General features: G+C 75.1%; 12 protein-coding genes and 1 pseudogene. 6 read left to right on the forward strand and 7 right to left on the reverse strand.

What is annotated here, in order from left to right; translation table 11 throughout:
• Positions 1 to 222 precede the first annotated feature (222 nt).
• On the forward strand, positions 223 to 810 hold the full coding sequence (locus ACIRD3_RS24840) for an ATP-binding protein (RefSeq protein WP_402220507.1): 588 nt from the start codon (positions 223 to 225) through the stop codon (positions 808 to 810).
• 460 nt (positions 811 to 1,270) lie between these two features.
• Positions 1,271 to 3,412, forward strand: coding sequence for a SpoIIE family protein phosphatase (locus tag ACIRD3_RS24845; RefSeq protein WP_402220509.1), 2,142 nt, complete (start codon positions 1,271 to 1,273; stop codon positions 3,410 to 3,412).
• 166 nt (positions 3,413 to 3,578) lie between these two features.
• On the opposite strand, the gene ACIRD3_RS24850 is transcribed toward ACIRD3_RS24845, so the two are convergent.
• The 5 genes from ACIRD3_RS24850 to ACIRD3_RS24870 all read right to left on the reverse strand — a co-directional run bounded on the left by ACIRD3_RS24850 (position 3,579) and on the right by ACIRD3_RS24870 (position 8,816).
• A complete protein-coding gene (locus ACIRD3_RS24850; protein ID WP_402220512.1) occupies positions 3,579 to 4,676 on the reverse strand; it encodes a DUF2637 domain-containing protein in 1,098 nt (365 codons plus the stop codon).
• Positions 4,677 to 4,890: 214 nt separating this feature from the next.
• Positions 4,891 to 5,916 (reverse strand): (2Fe-2S)-binding protein, encoded by a 1,026-nt coding sequence (locus tag ACIRD3_RS24855; RefSeq protein WP_402220514.1) that lies wholly within the window; start codon positions 5,914 to 5,916, stop codon positions 4,891 to 4,893.
• Between the two features lie 162 nt (positions 5,917 to 6,078).
• Positions 6,079 to 6,846 (reverse strand): hypothetical protein, encoded by a 768-nt coding sequence (locus ACIRD3_RS24860; RefSeq protein ID WP_402220516.1) that lies wholly within the window; start codon positions 6,844 to 6,846, stop codon positions 6,079 to 6,081.
• Positions 6,847 to 7,189: 343 nt separating this feature from the next.
• A complete protein-coding gene (locus tag ACIRD3_RS24865; protein ID WP_402220519.1) occupies positions 7,190 to 8,044 on the reverse strand; it encodes a hypothetical protein in 855 nt (284 codons plus the stop codon).
• A gap of 154 nt (positions 8,045 to 8,198) precedes the next feature.
• Positions 8,199 to 8,816 carry an NTP transferase domain-containing protein gene (locus tag ACIRD3_RS24870; RefSeq protein WP_402220521.1) on the reverse strand — a complete coding sequence of 206 codons (618 nt, stop codon included), beginning with the start codon at positions 8,814 to 8,816 and terminating at the stop codon, positions 8,199 to 8,201.
• Between the two features lie 129 nt (positions 8,817 to 8,945).
• Here ACIRD3_RS24870 and moaA point away from each other — a divergent pair, with 129 nt between their 5' ends.
• Both moaA and ACIRD3_RS24880 read left to right on the forward strand, forming a co-directional pair.
• Positions 8,946 to 9,941, forward strand: coding sequence for a GTP 3',8-cyclase MoaA (gene moaA / locus ACIRD3_RS24875; protein WP_402220523.1), 996 nt, complete (start codon positions 8,946 to 8,948; stop codon positions 9,939 to 9,941).
• 118 nt (positions 9,942 to 10,059) lie between these two features.
• A complete protein-coding gene (locus ACIRD3_RS24880; RefSeq protein WP_402220526.1) occupies positions 10,060 to 11,622 on the forward strand; it encodes an alpha/beta hydrolase in 1,563 nt (520 codons plus the stop codon).
• A gap of 64 nt (positions 11,623 to 11,686) precedes the next feature.
• Here the strand turns inward: ACIRD3_RS24880 and ACIRD3_RS24885 are convergent, their stop codons facing one another.
• Both ACIRD3_RS24885 and ACIRD3_RS24890 read right to left on the reverse strand, forming a co-directional pair.
• A complete protein-coding gene (locus ACIRD3_RS24885; protein ID WP_402220528.1) occupies positions 11,687 to 14,152 on the reverse strand; it encodes a glycosyltransferase family 39 protein in 2,466 nt (821 codons plus the stop codon).
• Between the two features lie 162 nt (positions 14,153 to 14,314).
• Positions 14,315 to 15,436, reverse strand: coding sequence for an alpha/beta hydrolase (locus tag ACIRD3_RS24890; RefSeq protein WP_402220529.1), 1,122 nt, complete (start codon positions 15,434 to 15,436; stop codon positions 14,315 to 14,317).
• Positions 15,437 to 15,812: 376 nt separating this feature from the next.
• Here ACIRD3_RS24890 and ACIRD3_RS24895 point away from each other — a divergent pair, with 376 nt between their 5' ends.
• Both ACIRD3_RS24895 and ACIRD3_RS24900 read left to right on the forward strand, forming a co-directional pair.
• Positions 15,813 to 16,235, forward strand: coding sequence for a hypothetical protein (locus tag ACIRD3_RS24895; protein WP_402220532.1), 423 nt, complete (start codon positions 15,813 to 15,815; stop codon positions 16,233 to 16,235).
• 170 nt (positions 16,236 to 16,405) lie between these two features.
• Positions 16,406 to 17,023, forward strand: a pseudogene (locus ACIRD3_RS24900) (trypsin-like peptidase domain-containing protein); the annotation flags it as partial.
• Positions 17,024 to 17,125 lie beyond the last annotated feature (102 nt).

Here is a 17,125-nt window from a genome sequence, read left to right on the forward strand (position 1 = left end):
GACGGCGGCTTCGGGAAGGGCCTCTGCGCTTCGCAAACCTGTCCGGCGCGGGCAGTTGGATCACGTGAACCTCCCCGTGCCCCTTTCACCCCACGTGATCGGACGCACACTGTTGCAAACGCCGTCAACTGGGCATGAGGATGGTGGTCAGATCGAGGGGGCCACCGGCCGGCGGGGGATCCGGAGGCGGGGGCCCGGATTCCAGGGCGGGGGCATGTGGTGATGGACGGTCAGTCGCGATTCCCGCGTCAGCGGACGAGCTCGGGCGACGCCTACCGGTCCGGGCCGGTCCAGGGCAAGGCCGGCGGCACCGGGGCGACCGGCACCACCGGTCCCGTCGGCGCCGCGGGTGCGACCGGTGCCACCGGCTCGACCGGTGCGACCGGGACGGCCCTGCCGGGCGCATCGGCCCCCGGCTGCGCACTGCACCGGCGGCTGCACCTGACGCTCGACGCGGCCGATCTGGTCGCGGTGGGCTCGGTGCGGCGGCGGCTGCGCTCCGCGCTGAGCCACTGGGGGGTGCCGGAGCTGTCCGACACCGCCGAGCTGCTCTCCTCCGAGCTGGTCACCAATGCGCTGCTGCACACCGCCAAAGGCGCGGTCTTCGACGCGGTGCTCGGCTCGGACCACCGGCTGCGCATCGAGGTGCAGGACGGCACGAGCAGGCTGCCCGGGCGCCGGCGCGACCCGGAGGCCGAGTACGCGACCTCGGGCCGAGGCCTGCTGCTGGTGGAGGCGCTCGCGGACTCCTGGGGCGTGCAGCTGAGAGGCGACGGAAAGGTCACCTGGTTCGAACTCGCGTCCCCCTGAGTCCGGCCGGGCGGTCGTACGATTGTTCGCAGTCGATTGATTCGCTGTCGAAGGAAGCCCTGAACAGAAGGCGGGGCGGAAGATTTCCGGCCCGTTGGCATTGCCGCTCGGCGGAACATTGGCCAGGATGGTGGGAATGTGTGTCCACGTGCGGGAAGCAGCGGGGAGACCGAACCTCGACTGACCACCGTCCGCCGGCACCGTCCCATCCAGCACGACCCATCACATCGCCACGCGGCCCGGCCGGACGGTCGGCGCGGTCCGCCACGGCAGCGGCAGGAGCAGCATGCCCACTGAGCCCGAGTCGCCGGGGCCGGCGCTTACTCCCGGCGTGTCCGCCGCCGAGCCGCGAACCGCAGAGCCCAGAACCGTAGAGCCGTGGACCCCCGAGCCGCGGACCCCCGAGCCGCGTGCCGCCGAGCCCCGCATCGCCGCGCAGCCGGCCCGGCGGTCGCACGCCGTGCGCCCGTCCCCAGGCCTCGCCGCCGCCCGGCTGGCGCCCGTGCTGTCCGGCGGACTGCCGCCCGCCTCCGCCGACTCCATGCCGGACTGGCTGGAGCCCGCGATGGCCGCCAACGGCATCGGCTCCTTCGACTGGGACATCCGCCGCGACGTCCTGGAGGGCGACCAGCGGGCCTGCACGATCATGGGCCTGGACACCGCGGAGCAGGCCCGGTTCGACCGCACCGCCGACTCCTTCCTGGCCCTGCTGCACCCCGAGGACGCACCGGTGGTCCGCCGCCGGGTCGAGCGGGCGGTCGCCGAACTCGGCCAGTGCGGCGCCTACTACCGCACCGTCGGGCCGAGCGGCACCATGCGCGCGGTCCGCTTCCGCGGCCGGGTGCTCGCCGACGCCTTCGGCCGCGCCTCCCGGATGGTCGGCTTCGTCTGGGACGCCACCGTCGAACTGCACAAGCGCGACCGCGCCGACCGGATGGCCCTGCTGCGCGAGGAGCGCTCCCGGTTCATCAAGGAGGCGGCCCGGGCCCTCTCCGAAGCCGTCACCGTCCGTGACGTGGCCCGGGTGTTCACCGAGCTGCCGCTGCCCGGACTGCCGCCGGACGGCCTGGTGCTGGCTTCCTTCGAGGCCGGACGGGCCAAGATCCTCGGCGCCTCCGGCTACCGCGCCGAGGCGCTGGCGGTCTGGGACCGGGCCGTGCTGCCCGCCGGCCACCCGGCCGCCGAGGCGCTGCGGCACCGGGCGCCGGTGTTCGTCTCGACCCGCGAGGAGTTCCGCGACGGCTACCCCGAGGTGTGGGAGCCGACCAGCCGCACCGGCCGCGGCTCCTGGGCGTACCTGCCGCTGGTGGCCAGCGGCCGGGCGATCGGCGTCTGCGTGGTCAGCTTCGACGACGAGCGCGAGCTGGACGCGGACGAGCGCACCCTGCTGACCACCCTGGGCGGACTGGTCGCCCAGTCGCTGGCCCGGGCCCGGCTGCACGACGCCGAGCACGAGCTGGCGGCCGGCCTGCAGCGGGTGATGCTGCCGCGCACCGTCCCCTCCGTCCCGGGCGTGAGCACCGCCGTGCGCTACCTCGCGGCCGGCTCCGGACTGCAGATCGGCGGCGACTGGTACGACGTGGTGCCGCTGCCCGGCGGGCACGTCGGCCTGGTGATCGGCGACGTCCAGGGCCACGACGTGCACGCCGCCGGGATCATGGGCCAGCTGCGGATCGCGCTGCGCGCCTACGCGGCCGAGGGCCACCCGCCCGCCGCCGTGATGGCCCGCGCCTCCCGCTTCCTCGCCGACCTGGACACGGACCACTTCGCGACCTGCACCTACGCCGAGGTCAACGTGGACTACGGCGTGGTCTACGCCGTGCGGGCCGGTCACCTCGACCCGGTGGTGCGCCGCGCGGACGGCACCGCCTCCGCGGTGCCGGTGGCCGGCGGGCTGCCGCTGGGCATCGACCCCGACCAGGAGTACCGGGTCACCCGGTTCAGCCTGGACCCGGGCGAGACGGTGCTGCTCTGTACCGACGGTCTGGTCGAGGCGCGCGGCATGGACCTGGACGAGGGCATCGCCCGGCTCACCCGGGCGCTCGCCCACCCGCTGCCGCCCGCCGCGCAGGCGGCCCGCGACCCGCTGGAGGAGCTGGCCGACCGGATCGCCTCCCAGGCCGCCGACTCCAGCGAGCGCGAGGACGACATAGCGCTGCTGCTCCTGCGCTGGGACGGCCCGGCGGGCGGCCTCGCCGCCCAGCAGCTGCGCCGCCGGATCGGCCAGGCCGACCTGGCGCGGGTCGCCGAGGTCCGGGCCGAGCTGCGCGACGCGCTGCGCCGCTGGGGCGTCGCGGAGTTCATCGACACCGCCGAGCTGCTCTCCTCCGAGCTGGTCACCAACGCGATCCGGCACACCGACCGGGACGCCATGTTCACCGCCCGGCTCTACCGCGAGCCGGAGCAGGACGGCGGCCGGGCCCGGCTGCGGGTCGAGGTGGAGGACGAGTCGGACCTGTGGCCGACCCGCCGGACGCCGGGGGAGCAGGCCTCCTCCGGGCGCGGACTGATGCTGGTCGAGGCGCTGGCGGACTCCTGGGGCGTGGAGCCGCGCGGGTCCGGCAAGCGGATGTGGTTCGAGCTCAGCGGCGCGGCGGCCTGAGCGGCCAGGGCGGCCTGAGCGCCGGGGCGGCCTGAGCGCCGGGGCGGCCGGGGCGGTGTGAGCGTCCTGCGTGCCTGAAGCGCCCGGGGCGACCGAAGCGTCCGGGGCGCCGACGGCCCCGGACGGGACCGTCGGCGCCCCGGGGAACGCGTGGGACGGCCGGGCGTCAGCCGAACTGCTGCTCCAGGTCCTTCAGTTTGCGCTCCAGCGAGTCCAGCCGGGGGAGCGTGACGGTGTCCTCCTCCAGGGTCAGGTCGATGGTGCGCCGCTCCGGACGGGCCGGTAGGCCGGGCTGGACGACCGTGCCCTCGGCGGGCTCGACCTCGCGCGGCGCGGCGGCCCGTTCCACCCCGGCCCGTTCCGCCCCGGGCCGCTCCAGCCCGGCCCGTTCGGTCGTGGCGGGCCGCTCGGCCCCGGACCCGCCGGCTATGGCGGGCTCCGAGCCGGACTCCAGCTGCCGCGTGCCGGTGCCGCGGCGCCAGGTGCTGTGGGAGCGGTTGATGGCCCGGATCTCGGCCCGCTCGCGGCGCCCGGCCAGCTTGCGGCGCTCCTTGTCCAGGGCGCGTTCCCGCCTGTCCTCGCGGACCTCGTCCACCGCCTCGTCCAGGCTGCGCACGCCCTCCAGGAGCATCAGCGACCAGGCCGCGTAGGTCTCGCGCGGGGCGCGCAGCCAGCGGACGATGCGGATCTGCGGCAGGGGCCTGGGGACCAGGCCCTGCTCGCGCAGCGCGGCCCGGCGGGTCTGCTTGAGCGCCCGGTCGAACAGGATCGCCGCCGAGAGGGACATGCCGGAGAAGAACTGGGGGGCGCCGGCGTGGCCGAAGCCGCGCGGGGCGTGCACCCAGTTGAACCAGGCCGAGGCGCCGGCGAAGAGCCAGACCAGCAGCCGCGAGCCGAAGGCCGCGTCACCGTGGCTGGCCTCGCGGACGGCGAGGACCGAGCAGAACATCGCGGCGCCGTCCAGACCGAACGGGACGAGGTACTCCCAGCCGTCGGACAGGCCCAGGTTCTGCACGCCGAAGCCGACCAGCCCGTGGAAGGAGAGCGCGGCGGCGACGGCGGCACAGCAGAACAGCAGGGTGTACGAGGCGGCCCCGTACAGGGATTCCTTGCGGCGGCGCCGTTCCTCGGAGCGCTCCCAGGAATCCGGGCCGGAGGCGTTCGAGGATCCCCGGCTGCGGAGCAGGGCCACCAGGAGCGCGCTGACCAGCAGCCCCGCGACCCCGGTGACGGCCCACCCGAGCGGTATGTCGGACAATTTCATCGCCGGAACCAGCCTCGCTTTCCTGCGTCGCGTTCCCACGTCGTGATGGCGGGGACCATCATGACGGATGCTCGGCGGGCGAAGGACTGATTCGCTGTCAATGCGCTGAGGAGAGGGATTTCTGACCCAGCACTAATCGCATCGTCGTATGAATTTGATGTGGGCGATTCCCGGAATGACGGGCTTTCCGGTTTCCCGGTCGAAGGGATTTTCGTCAACATCGCGTGACGCGGGGGCAGCCGCCGCACATCTCCCGCGGTTCCGCGGTGTAGACGAGGCAACAGCTGGCCCGGAGCCGGTCCGTACGCGAAGCCTCCCCGTGCCCGGGCGCCGGGGGCGCGAAGCCGGCGCCCGGGGTGAAGGGGGCCGGGGCGGCGGCGGGACCCCCGTCCGCGCCGGGCGCGTGCGCGGGGTCGGCGGGTGCCAGCAGCGCGGACAGCTCGGCGCGCGCCCGTTCCGGCTCCCCCAGCAGGCCGCCCGCGTAGCAGAGCCCCTCGACCACCGCGTCGGTGGCCATCGCCCAGAGCACCCGGGGGCCGCGGCGCGCCTCCGGGCGGAAGGCGGCCAGCACCGGGGCGAGGAACCCGCCCAGCGCGCACCGCAGTTCGGCGGCCAGCGCGGCCTCGTCCGGCACCGTACGGGTCCGCGGCGAACCGGCCGCCGGGTCGTCCGGCAGGCAGGCGAACTCCGCCGGGCGGACGGCCAGTTCGACCGCCTCGGGCCGACGGCGCAGCGCGACGTCCGCGAGGGCGAGCAGGGGCACCCGGCGCTCCAGGAACCACGGCAGCGTGAACAGCAGGGAGACCGGCCAGACGAAGCGGTGCAGCCCGAAGCCGGCCGCGACGTCCGGGCGCAGCGGCTGCCCGTAGCGGGCGAGGCCGCGCCGGGCGTCGTGGGCGATCAGCTCGCGCACCGCCTCGGGCCGGGCGGCCAGGTCGGCGGCGCGGAGCCAGCCGCGGCCGGGCGGGGGCGGGGCGCAGCGCACGCTGAGCACGGGGGTGAGCCCGGTCAGCCGGTGGTACGAGGGGGCGCCCGGGGTGTCGGGCGCCGGGGCGGGGGAAGGGGCGTGCCCGCCGGGGGTGCGGGGAGCGGCCGGTGGGCCGGGGGCGGCCCGGGTGGCGGCCGGGGCCGGGGTGTCCGGGGTGCTGGGAGTGCCAGGGGCGTCGGATGCGGAGGCGTGCGCGCCGGGGGTGCGGGGGGCGCACGGCGCGGGGCCGGGCCTGGTGCTGCTCGCGGACATGGGCGGGCCCCATCGGGTCGACCGGGGCCGCCCATGGACCGCCCGGCCGAGCCCGGCGGCGGTGCGGTGCGGGGCGCGGCCGGACCGGGGCATGGCGGTGCCCGGGGAACGGCAAGGCGACCCGGCCGGGGTACTGCTCCCCCCGGCCAGGTTAGGCTCACCTTAGCTGATTGTTCCCCGGGTCTCGTCGACGATGCGTCCGTCCGGGGGAGGCACCGGCGCGCGGGCGGCGCCCAGCTGGCGCGCGAGCCAGACCGGCACCCCGCCCAGGGCCTGCACCAGCCGGGCCGCCTCGGCGCGCAGCCGCGCGGCCTCGGCGGCCTCGGACACCTCGGCGAGCGCCGCGAGCGCCGGAGCCACCCCCACCGTGAACCCGAGTTGCTCGCGCAGCCGCAGTGAGGCGTCGAAGCCTTCCCGGGCGTTGCCGCGGTCCCCGCGGGAGAGCGCCAACGCGCCCAGGTGGCGCCAGGTGTACGAGCGCAGCAGTTCGTCCCCGCGCTCGCCGGCGCCCTCGTGCGCCCGCCGGTAGGCGATCCAGGCGGCGCTGCGGTCGCGCAGCAGGTTCTCGGCGACCAGTCCGCGCCGGAAGTCCAGCAGCGGGCGGCCGGGTGCGTCCGGCGGCAGCAGGGCCGAGGTGCGGCCGAGCGCGGCCTGCGCCTCGTCCAGCCGGTCCCGCGGACCGAGCACGCTCGCCACGTACGCGAGGAAGCCGCGGGCGCAGGCGGCGGCCGCGCGCTGCTCGGTGCCGGCCGCCAGCGCCTCCGCCAGGCGCAGCGCCTGCTCCGCCTGGGCCCAGTGGGCCGCGGTGAACAGGCACTGCTCGATGAGGAGTTCGGCGCGTCCGAGGGCCGCCGACGGGTCCTGTTCGGCGGCCGGGCGCAACAGTTCGGCGGCCTCCTGCCAGCACCCCCGGGACCTCAGTCGCCACACGGTGTCGCCCGGCTCCTCCGCTGCCGCCCGCCCCCGCCCCTCCGGGCCGCTCGGGCCCCATCCGTGCTCCGACAACGCCACCTCCTTGTGTGCGCCATCCGGCAGGGCACGGACCCGCCCCTGGGGCCCTGCCGCCACGACCCGTGCGCATGGCGACGGCAGGGCGAAAGGCCCGCGCTGTGGCGGCAATTCAACACGGGGGTGAGCTTGTGCACCAGATCACGAGCGGAGGTTGTTGCGTTCGGCGCCGAAATGATCTAGTGGAGCGCTCCGGCGGTCGGGCGGCGGTCAGCAGGCCGACGAGCGGCGCCGGGAACGCGCTCAGGAGGCGGTCAGGGGACGGTCAGGAGGTCCAGCCGGTCTCCATCAGGGCCTCGGCGGCGCCGTTCGCGGGCTGCGGCACACCCGCCAGGTCCAGGCTGAACAGGGCCACCAGCAGCTGTTCGCCGCGCACGGTGGCCTGGTGCGAATAACCCGCGAGGGTGAACATCGCGGCGGCCATCTCCTCGGCGTGCAGGGTCTGCAGCCAGAGGCACTCGACCGACTTCACGTCGGCCGGCTCGGTCCAGGTGTCGACCTGGGCGACCATCCGGCTGCCCAACAGGGTGACCCCGTCGCGCTCCTGGGCCTCGGTCAGCTCCAGGTCGTCGAAACCGAGCCACTCCAGGTAGCGGGCGGCGGTGAACACCGCGTCCTGCGAGGTGCGCACCGGGTGCGGCCGGAACGGAGTGCGGTGCCGGAACGGCCGGGAGCGGCCGGCGGGGGCACCGGGCGGCGCGGGCGGGGTGGGCACCGGCGCGCCCATCGGGTGGGCCGGGTGGGGGTGGGTGGCCTGCGGGCCGGCGGCGGCCAGCGGGCCGGCCGTACCGCTGCCGAGGCGGGTGGTGCGGTCCACCGGCAGCCGGACGGTGGCACCGCAGTTGCAGGTGAACTCGGGCTGCGGCCACTGGTCGGAGCGGCCGCAGTGCGGGCAGCGCATGCTCAGCCAGGAGTCCTCCCAGGAGCGGAACCGCACCTGCACCGGCACCCCGCCGCGCAGCAGCGGCACCTTCAGCGAGGCGCCGCAGGGACAGGGCAGCGACGGCGGCTCGTACAGGTGCTCCCGGCGGCAGGCGGGGCAGCGGATCGCCCGGGCGCCACCGCCCGCCCCCGGCAGCGAGGGGTCGTGTCCGGTGAAGTCGTCGGGCAGTCCTGCCATCGCGGGCTCCGTCCGTCGTGTGGGTGGGTGCGTGGGACGATTCCCATGCTCCCCGAAATGTCCGGCGTTGGGCGCGGAATGGGGCAATCCTCAGGGACGGATCAGGGGCCCCCGACCGTCGGGGAGGAGTCGGCCTCCGTCCCGAGGACGACGGTCAGCCGGCGGACCAGCGGGCCAGGTCGGCGGGGGTGTCGAGGTCGTCCGGGGCGGCGACGTCGGCGCACTCGACCAGGACGACCTCCGCCGCGTGCGCCGCCAGCAGGGCGCGGGCCCCGGCGTCGCCGGAGGCGCCCGCGGCCGCCTCGGCGAAGTGCCGGGCGCCGATCAGCACCGGGTGGCCGCGCCGGCCGTCGTAGGCCGCCGCGGCCAGGTCCGCGCCGGCCCGGTGCGCGGCCAGCAGCCGGGCCACCGCGGCCGGGGTGACACCCGGGGTGTCCACCAGCATGACCAGCACCGCCGGGGCCCGCGGCGGCAGGGCGGCCAGGCCGGCCCGCAGCGAGGAACCCATGCCGCCCGCCCAGTCCGGGTTGGCCACCAGACGGCAGCCCGGCAGGTGGGTGGTCGCCCGGACCCGCTCGCCCGCCGCGCCCAGCACCACCGTGACGTCCGCGCAGCCGCCGGCCCGGACCACCGCCACCGCGTGCTCCACCAGCGGCCGGCCCCCGTACCGGATCAGCGCCTTGGGCCGCCCGCCCAGGCGCCGCCCGCCCCCGGCGGCGAGCACGAGGGCGGCGACCGGGGCGGCCCCGGCGGGTGTCGGCGCAGTCTGCATGGGCCCAGCCTGCCCCTCCGGGACGGGGGCGCGCATTGTGGGAATCCACAACGGGACGCCGCAGGCGGCGGCCGCCCCCCGGTGGTTCGGCCGCTGGTCCTGCGGGCGTCCGCCGCCTGTACTGGGTCGATGAACACCGCACCGCACCCGCTGGTGGACCGCTTCGGCCGGGTCCACACCGATCTGCGGGTCTCGCTGACCGACCGCTGCAACCTGCGCTGCACGTACTGCATGCCGGCGGAGGGGCTGGACTGGCTCGCCCGGGCGGAGGTGCTCGACGACGACGAGGTGGTGCGGCTGGTGCGGATCGCCGTCCGGCGGCTGGGGATCGCCTCCGTCCGGCTGACGGGCGGTGAACCGCTGCTGCGGCGGGGGCTGCCGGGGCTGGTCGGACGGCTGGCCGCGCTCGGCGTGGAACTGTCGCTGACCACCAACGGGATCGGCCTGGGGCGCACCGCGGTCGCGCTGCGCGAGGCCGGACTGGGGCGGGTGAACGTCAGCCTGGACACGCTGCGCCCGGAGCGGTTCGCGGCGATCACCCGGCGGGACCGCCTGGCCGACGTGCTGGCCGGGATGGCGGCGGCGAAGGCCGCGGGGCTGGGGCCGGTGAAGGTGAACGCGGTGCCGGTGCGCGGCGTGAACGAGGACGAGATCGTCGCGCTGGCCGAGTTCGCCGTCGAACACGGGTACCGGATGCGGTTCATCGAGTCGATGCCGCTGGACGCCCAGGGTGCCTGGGACCGTACGGCGATGGTGACGGCGGAGGAGATCCTGGCCGCGCTCGGGGAGCGCTTCGACCTCGTCCCGGTGGGACGGCACGGCAGCGCCCCGGCGGAGGAGTGGCGGATCGCCGGCACCGACGCCGTCGTCGGCGTGATCGCCTCGGTCACCCGCCCGTTCTGCGGCGGCTGCGACCGGGTCCGGCTGACCGCGGACGGGCAGCTGCGCAACTGCCTCTTCGCGACGGAGGAGTCCGACCTGCGCTCGCTGCTGCGCGGCGGGGCGGACGACGCGGCGATCGAGGCGGCCTGGCGGACCTCGGTGGCGGGCAAGGGGCCCGGACACGCCATCGGCAGCGCGGACTTCGTCCGGCCCGACCGCCCGATGTCGGCGATCGGCGGCTGAGAAGCGGCGGGGAAGCGGCTGAGAAGCGGCGGAGAAGCGGCGGAGAAGACGTCGCGCCGGGGCTTGCCGGGACGGGCCCGGTGTGCATCGGGTACGAGTCGGATGGTATTCGTGGGCGGTGTCCCCGAAGATCTCCCGGCTCCCCAGGCGCGCCCTGCCCGCCCTCGCCGCGGCCCTCGCCCTGCTGGGCGGCTGTACCGGCTCCGGCGGCGCGGGCCGCGCCGGTAACCGGCCGCCGCTCGACGACCTGGTGGCCGCCACCGCCACCCCGGCCCTGCGCGCCCTCTACGGCCAGCGGATCGAGTGGCGGAACTGCCCCGACGAGACCGACGCCGGCCAGGACGGGCCGGCCATCGAATGCGGCACGCTCACCGTGCCGCTGGACTACGCCGACCCGGGCGGCCGCACCCTCGACGTCGCCCTCGCCCGGCTGCCCGCCGCCGACCCGCGCCGGCGGATCGGCGCCCTCCTGGTCAACCCCGGCGGGCCCGGCAACTCCGGCATCAGCATGGTCCGCTGGGACTGGCAGACCTACCAGCAGCTGCACGACCGCTTCGACCTGGTCGGCTTCGACCCGCGCGGCGCCGGGGCCACCAGCCCGGTCCACTGCCTCGACGACCGCACCCGCGACGAGTGGAACGCCACCGACGACCAGGCCTACGACCACGGCCGGATCCTCGCCGACGCCTGCCGGTCCCAGCAGGCCGGTCTGCTCCCGCACGTCGGCACCCGCGACACCGCCCGCGACCTCGACGTGCTGCGCGGCGCCCTCGGCGAACGCAAGCTGAACTTCCTCGGCCTCTCCTACGGCACCCACCTGGGCGCGGTCTACGCCGAGGAGTTCCCCGACCGCACCGGCCGCCTCGCGCTCGACGGCGCCGTCGAGCACGGCACCGACCCGATGCGACTCGACGTCGAGCAGGCCGTCGCCGCCGAGACCGCCTTCCGGGCCTTCGCCGCCGGCTGCGCCACCGACGACGGGGACACCTGCCCGCTCGGCACCGACCCGGCCACCGCCCCGCAGCGCCTCGCGAAGTTCCTCGACGGTCTGAGCACCCACCCGCTGCGCGCCGGCGACGGCCGCACCCTCACCGCCGCCCTCGCCTGGGCCGGCGTCCTCAACGTGCTCTACGACGGCCAGCGCTCCTGGTACCGGCTGCGCGAGGCGCTCGCGCCGGCCCTCACCCAGGGCGAGGCCGACGGATTGCTCGGCCTCGCCGACGGCGCCAACGGCCGGGCGGAGAACGGAAGTTACACGACCGTCGCGGACGCGTTCGCGGCGATCTCCTGCGTGGACCTGCCGGCGCCCACCGAGCCCCAGCTGAGCGCGGCCCTCGCCGACCTCGCCGCCCAGGCCCCGCTGACCAGCCGGCACAACCCCCTCACCACCCTGCTCACCCCGGACTGCCGCCCCTGGCCGTACCGCTCGACCGAACGCCCGCACACCGTCCGGGCGCACGGCAGCGGCCCGATCCTGGTCGTCGGCTCCACCGACGACCCGGTCACGCCGTACCCGTGGGCGCAGCGGCTGGCCGCCGGGCTGGAGCGCGGCGTCCTGCTCACCCGCGAGGGGGACGGGCACACCGCGTACGACAAGAGCGGGTGCGTCCGGTCGGCGATCACGGCGTTCCTGGCGGACGGCCGGATGCCGGCGGAGGGGACGCACTGCCCGTCCGACTGAGCCCGGGGTACGGCCGAGGGGGCGTGTCGCGCGAACGCGGCACGCCCCCTCGGCCGTTGCGGGGTCAGGAGGTCGGGGCCGTCAGGTCGTAGAAGGTGGCCGAGCCGACCGTCCTGGCGGTGAAGTGGGCGGCCACCCAGGACTCGATCCGGGTGTTCTCCGACTGCTTCTCGTCACCGCCGGTACCGGCGCTCTGGCTGTCGGTCGCGCCGGTGTTCGGGCCGCCGAAACCGTTGAAGCCGCCGCGGGCGCCACCGGCGATGAACCAGTGGACCTTGCCCTCCTGGACGTACTTCTGGAAGCCCGCCAGGCTCAGCGAGGGGTCGGTGCCGTTGAAGCCGCCGAGGGCCATCACCGGTTCGCCGGTGGCGAGTTGGTAGCTGGCGGCGTTCTGCGAGCCGACGGTGGCGGCCGCCCAGGTGTAGCGGTCGGCGTTCTCCGTGAGGAGGGCGGCGGCCTCGTCGCTCACCTTGGTGCCGCCGAGCAGGCCGCCCATGCCGCCCATGCCGCCCATGCCGCCGGGGCCCGTCCCGCCGAAGCCCTCGGGGCCGGTCGCGCCGGGGGCGCCGGGGGCACCGGGGAAGGTGCCGTCGGTGCCGCGCTGGTGGCGTCCGTTCGCGTGGTCGGAGCCGTTGCCGGAGCCGGAGCCCGTGCCCGGACCGCCGCCCGGGAAGCCGGGGAACCCGCCGGCGAAGCCCTGCTGGCCGCCCTGGCCACCCTGGCCGCCCTGGCCGCCTTGGCCGCCTTGGCCGAACGAGCGGCCGTTGCCGCCGCCCTGGAAGCCCGTGCCGCCCGGGAAGCCCTTGCCGCCCTTCCGTCCGGCCCCGCCCGGTCCGAACGCGCCCTGCACGCCCGGTCCCGCGGTCACGATCGAGCCGGTGTGCGGGGTGCCGACGGTGTCCACCGCGTACGCCGCCGGACCGCCGAGCGCCGCGGCCAGGCCCACCAGGCCCGCCACCGTGGCGATCCGCGCGCCCGCCCGGCCGGAGGCCCGTCCGGCGAGCTGCCCGCCGACCAGCGCGACCGCCGCCGCCAGCCCGCCGACCAGCACCGCCCAGCGCAGCCACGGCAGGAAGTCCGAGCTGCGGCCGAGCAGCACGAACGCCCAGACCGCCGTCACCGCGAGCGTCCCCGCCAGCACCAGCGCCCAGGGCAGCCGGTGCCGGGCCCGCCAGAGCCCGTCCACGCCCATGCCGACCAGCGCCGCGACGGCCGGGGCCAGCGCCACCGTGTAGTACTGGTGGAAGATCCCGGACATGAAGCTGAAGATCAGCGCCGTGGAGAGCAGCCAGCCGCCCCAGATCAGGAACGCCGCGCGGGCGGTGTCCGTACGGGCGTAGCGGCGGGTCGCCCAGAGGCCGACCAGCAGCAGGATCAGCGCGGCCGGCAGCAGCCAGGCGATCTGCCCGCCGATGTCGGTGCCGAACATCCGGGTGAGGCCGGTCTCGCCCCAGCCGCGGCCGCGGCCGGGCATCGCGCCGCCCGGCAGGTCGATCCCGGCCGGCATCCGTCCGCCGCCGCCCACGCTGCCGCGCTCGTTGCCGTCCACCCGGCCGAGGCCGTTGTAGCCGAAGGTGAGCGAGAGGAAGCTGTTGTCCTGCGAGCCGCCGATGTACGGGCGGGCCGAGGCCGGCATCAGCTCGACGATCGCGACCCACCAGCCGCCGGAGACCAGCAGTGCCACCCCGGCGAGCAGGGTCTGCCGCACCCGCCGCCAGAAGCCGGTGGGTGCCACGACCAGGTAGATCACCGCGAAGGCGGGCAGGATCAGGAACGCCGCCAGGGTCTTGGTGAGGAAGGCGAGACCGAACATCACGCCGGTGAACAGCAGCCAGCGGGTGCTCGCCGTCTCGGTCGCCCGCACCAGCCCGTACGCGGCCAGCGTCAGCAGCAGCACCAGCAGCGCGTCCGGGTTGTTGAAGCGGAACATCAGCGCCGCCACCGGGGTGAGCGCCAGCGCGGCGCCGGCCAGCAGGCCGCCGAGCGGGGAGAAGCGGCGGCGCACCGTCGCGTACAGCACGCCGACGGTGGCCGCGCCCATCAGCGCCTGCGGGGCCAGCACCGACCAGGAGGAGAGCCCGAAGACGCGCGCCGAGAGCGCCATCGGCCACAGCGAGGCCGGGGGCTTGTCGACGGTGATGAAGTTCCCGGCGTCGGAGGAGCCGAAGAAGAGGGCCTTCCAGCTCTGCGTACCGGCCTGCACGGCGGCCGAGTAGAACGCGTTGGCCCAGCCGGAGGCGCTCAGGCCCCACAGGTAGAGGACGGCGGTCGCGGCCAGCAGCGCCAGCAGGGCCGGGCGCACCCAGCGCGGGTCGTCCGCGCGCCCGCGCCAGGCGCGGGCCGGGAGGGTGCGCAGCCGGCCGGACCAGGAGGCGGACCCCTTGGGCCTGGCGGGCGGCAGGGGCTGCTCGGGGAAGAGCGGGGCCGGGTCCGGCCGGGCCGCACCCGAAACCGTTACCTCCGGTGGCGGGTAGTTCGCGGCCTCGGGCCACGGGTCGCCGGCCGGAGGGGAGTAGCTGCTCGTGGTCATGCGCCATACGGTGGGTGGCGCGGCTGAGAGGAGCGTGAGACGGGGGTGTGAGCCGGGTGTGATCTGCCGGGCGTCGATCTACCGGCGCCGATCTACCGGGCGTCAGCGGGGTTGTGTCAGGGCGCGGTTGCGGCAGGGCGGGAGGCGTCAGGCGGGGGTGCGTCAGGCCGAGGGCGGCATGGTGATGTGCTTGCCCAGCCACTCCAGGGCCGGGGGGATCTCCCGGGTCCAGGTGTGGAAGTTGTGGCCGGCGGTGTCCAGGGTGATCGTGGACATCTTGGTCGGGGCCTTGAAGGCGGCGACCATGGCCTTGGTCTCGTCGTAGTTGTTCTCGTCGTAGGCCGTGGTCAGCAGCAGCGAGACCGGCGCCGGCGGCTGGTTCTTCAGCCGCCACAGCAGGTCGTTCTCCTGCTTCAGCTGGGCGTTGCCGTCGAACAGGTCGCCGGTGCTCGGGTCGTGGGCCGCGCTGTAGTAGCCGGAGAGCGCGACGGCGGCGGGGTAGGAGTCGGGCTTGCGCAGCGCGAACTTGAGCGCGCAGTATCCGCCGGTGGAGTTGCCGATCACGGCCCGGTTGGCCGGGTCGGAGCCGATCCGGTAGGTGCCGGCCAGGGCCTTGGGCAGGTCACTGGTGAAGAAGGTCTCCACCTGCGGGCCGTTCGGCACGTCCACGCACTCGGTGTCCCGGTTGCCGACCAGGGTCGGGCGGGTCATCACCAGGATGGTCGGCGGCAGCTTCTTCTCCTCGATCGCGGTGAGCGTCGAGGCCGGGTACTGCATCAGCGAGATCAGCTTCTCCGGCGTCCCCGGGTAGCCGGTCAGCACCAGGGCCATCGGGAAGCGCTGCTTGGCGAAGTCCGGCTGGAAGTACTGCGGCGGCAGGTAGACGTACGCCTCGGTGCTCAGACCGCTGCCCGCTCCTTTGACGGCGACCTGCTGGATCAGGCCCGAGCGCTGCGGGTCCGAGCCCTGGGAGGAGTAGAAGCTCTGCTGGCCGGTGACGGCCACCCCGGAGGCGTTCGGCGTGTGGTCGACCACCGTGCCCGGCTTGCCGCTGGTGCCGAGCAGGTCGGTCCAGGAGCTGTAGAAGCCGAAGTAGCTGTTGGCGACCAGGCCCATCGCGACCAGCACCGCGACCTGGGTGGCCAGGAAGGCCCCGATCCGGCCCAGCCAGGCCTTCCAGCCCTTCCCGCCGAACCGCGGCCAGAGCCACATGGTGGCGGCGAAGACGGCGATCGCGAGGACCGCGGCGATGATCTGGAGGGGGAGTCCGGTGAGGCTGAGCACGTGCCCGATCGTAGTTGACCCCGCGGGGCGCCCCGGGGCGGGCCCTTCGGGTGGTCGTCCGCACCCTGTTGACGCGGGTGGTTCGTGCTCGGCAGCATGTCCGTTCGTGTGCGCGTGGGGAGCGCGTGCCGGATGACATCAGGGGTGGGGTCGTGAGGTCCACGGGGTCCGTGTCCAGGTCCGGTTCGGTCGTCGGAGGGGTGCTGTTGCTCGCGGCCTGTTCGGGAGGCGGGGGCGGCGGGACCGCCGCGCCGAGCGCGTCGCCGACGGCCGCGCCGACGCCGTACGGGACGACGCTCGGCCAGGCCATCGAACCGATCAACACCGGCCTCGGGAAGGTGGCGGCGGCCAGGCCGGCTACCAGGCCACCTTCACCGTGCCGGAGCTGCCCAAGCCGCAGCCGCAGCCGCGGTCCCTGGCGAACGGCTCCGTGGTCCGGGACGCGGGGAACGGCGGCAAGGGCACGCTGAAGTTCGACAACAACGGAGAGGTGGACGCCGTCTTCACGCTAGCGGCGGACGGCAAGGCGGTGGCCTCGGGGTACGCGGCCAAGGGGCAGGTGGCCACCATCGAGGGCGTCAAGGACGGGTCGTACGAGATCTACTACACGACCGGGGTGGACTGGGACTCCGAGCTGAAGCAGTTCACGCAGGACTGTCGGTTCGTCAAGGTGGGGAAGCAGCACGAGTTCACGCCGGACGGAGGCGGGACGATCTGGACCGTCAAGCTCCGCGCGGACGACGGCAAGGGGAACGCCGACTCCTCGTCCAAGACGGGGAACGAGGTCCCGCAACCCTAGTGCGTAACGGGCATACCGGGACGGGTGGTGACCGCCGGATGGCACAACAGGCGGCGAGGAGTGGCGAGTTCGGTCGGAACCGTTGACCCCTTGTAGTGGCCATGGCACTTTCGTGCGGCGCGGGCGTCGGCGACCAGTCGTACACCCCGCGATCCCCCACAAGGAGAGCCATGTTCAAGAGACTTGTCGCGGTGGCCGGTACGAGTGCCGTCGTCGCGGGCGGGCTGGCCTTCGCCGCCGCCCCGGCGCACGCCGTTCAGGCGGCCGACCTGACGAGCACCATCGCCCTGAGCAACTGCTCCGCCTCGCTGGTCCGTTACCCCACCTCGGTGGCCGGCGACCGGGCACTGATGCTCACCAACGGGCACTGCCTGCCGACCATGCCCTCGGCCGGGCAGGTCATCCAGAACGTCAGCGCCAGCCGCAGCGGCACCCTGCTCGACGGGGCGGGCAACAGCCTCGGCACCGTCCAGGCGGACAAGGTGATCTACGCGACGATGACGGGCACCGACGTCGCGCTCTACCAACTCACCGACACCTACGGCTCGATCAGCTCCAAGTACGGCGCCACCGCGCTGACCGTCAGCGACGCGCACCCGACCGACGGCGCCGCGATGTACATCCCGTCCGGGTACTGGAAGCAGGTCTGGAACTGCTCCGTCAACGGGTTCGTGCCCACCCTCCGCGAGGACGAGTGGACCTGGCACGACTCGCTGCGCTACAACACCGGCTGCAACACCACGCACGGCACCTCCGGCTCGCCGATCATCGACTCCGCCAGCGGACGGATCATCGGCATCAACAACACCGGCAACGACGACGGTGCGATGTGCACCCTCAACAACCCGTGCGAGGTGGCCGCCGACGGCACCACCAAGGCCGTCAAGGGG

Source organism: Kitasatospora sp. NPDC093550, from assembly GCF_044764985.1.
GTDB lineage: Bacteria > Actinomycetota > Actinomycetes > Streptomycetales > Streptomycetaceae > Kitasatospora.

What these genes read in the sequence shown, in the direction of transcription:
- moaA (WP_402220523.1), top strand. Translation starts at nt 8,946, where the DNA reads ATGAACACCGCACCGCACCCGCTGGTGGACCGCTTCGGCCGGGTCCAC.
- ACIRD3_RS24865 (WP_402220519.1), bottom strand. Translation starts at nt 8,044, where the DNA reads ATGGCAGGACTGCCCGACGACTTCACCGGACACGACCCCTCGCTGCCG.
- ACIRD3_RS24855 (WP_402220514.1), bottom strand. Translation starts at nt 5,916, where the DNA reads ATGTCCGCGAGCAGCACCAGGCCCGGCCCCGCGCCGTGCGCCCCCCGC.
- ACIRD3_RS24840 (WP_402220507.1), top strand. Translation starts at nt 223, where the DNA reads ATGGACGGTCAGTCGCGATTCCCGCGTCAGCGGACGAGCTCGGGCGAC.
- ACIRD3_RS24885 (WP_402220528.1), bottom strand. Translation starts at nt 14,152, where the DNA reads ATGACCACGAGCAGCTACTCCCCTCCGGCCGGCGACCCGTGGCCCGAG.
- ACIRD3_RS24870 (WP_402220521.1), bottom strand. Translation starts at nt 8,816, where the DNA reads ATGCAGACTGCGCCGACACCCGCCGGGGCCGCCCCGGTCGCCGCCCTC.
- ACIRD3_RS24850 (WP_402220512.1), bottom strand. Translation starts at nt 4,676, where the DNA reads ATGAAATTGTCCGACATACCGCTCGGGTGGGCCGTCACCGGGGTCGCG.